This is a genomic window from Arthrobacter sp. MDT2-34-1, from assembly GCF_059091365.1.
This window is the reverse complement of record NZ_JBNHGO010000072.1, coordinates 1-775: the sequence shown is the minus strand read 5'-3', so window position 1 is coordinate 775 and position 775 is coordinate 1. Positions and strand designations below refer to the sequence as shown.

Here is a 775-nt window from a genome sequence, read left to right as displayed (position 1 = left end):
AGCCCCGGGCTTTCACAGCAGACGCGACAAACCGCCTACGAGCTCTTTACGCCCAATAATTCCGGACAACGCTTGCGCCCTACGTATTACCGCGGCTGCTGGCACGTAGTTAGCCGGCGCTTCTTCTGCAGGTACCGTCACTTTCGCTTCTTCCCTGCTGAAAGAGGTTTACAACCCGAAGGCATTCATCCCTCACGCGGCGTCGCTGCATCAGGCTTTCGCCCATTGTGCAATATTCCCCACTGCTGCCTCCCGTAGGAGTCTGGGCCGTGTCTCAGTCCCAGTGTGGCCGGTCACCCTCTCAGGCCGGCTACCCGTCGTCGCCTTGGTAGGCCATTACCCCACCAACAAGCTGATAGGCCGCGAGTCCATCCATGACCAAAAAATCTTTCCACCCGCCACCATGCGGTGACAGGTCATATCCGGTATTAGACCCGGTTTCCCAGGCTTATCCCAGAGTCAAGGGCAGGTTACTCACGTGTTACTCACCCGTTCGCCACTAATCCCCGGTGCAAGCACCGGATCATCGTTCGACTTGCATGTGTTAAGCACGCCGCCAGCGTTCGTCCTGAGCCAGGATCAAACTCTCCGTTAATGTTTCAAACAGACACAGCACCAACGGCCGGGAAAACGACCGAAGACACTGCACTAAATTCAAACCAGGCTGATAAAACCGCGACACACCACAGGGGCGGCACGCCACGGCACTTTCAACCAATAAATAATTGGTATCAACAAACTTGGCACACTATTGAGTTCTCAAACAACAGGAGCA

The 775-nt window shown here is 55.4% G+C and carries 1 protein-coding gene and 1 rRNA gene; one reads left to right on the top strand and one right to left on the bottom strand.

Annotation, left to right across the window (positions count from 1 at the left end; genetic code table 11):
* Window positions 1–595 (bottom strand): 16S ribosomal RNA (locus tag AC5RVV_RS17670); the annotation flags it as partial.
* On the opposite strand from AC5RVV_RS17670, the gene AC5RVV_RS17665 reads away from it, so the two are divergent.
* The coding region (locus AC5RVV_RS17665) for a hypothetical protein (protein ID WP_494002654.1) at window positions 595–775 on the top strand (181 nt) is incomplete at its 3' end. The two genes, AC5RVV_RS17670 and AC5RVV_RS17665, sit on opposite strands and share 1 nt — an antisense overlap.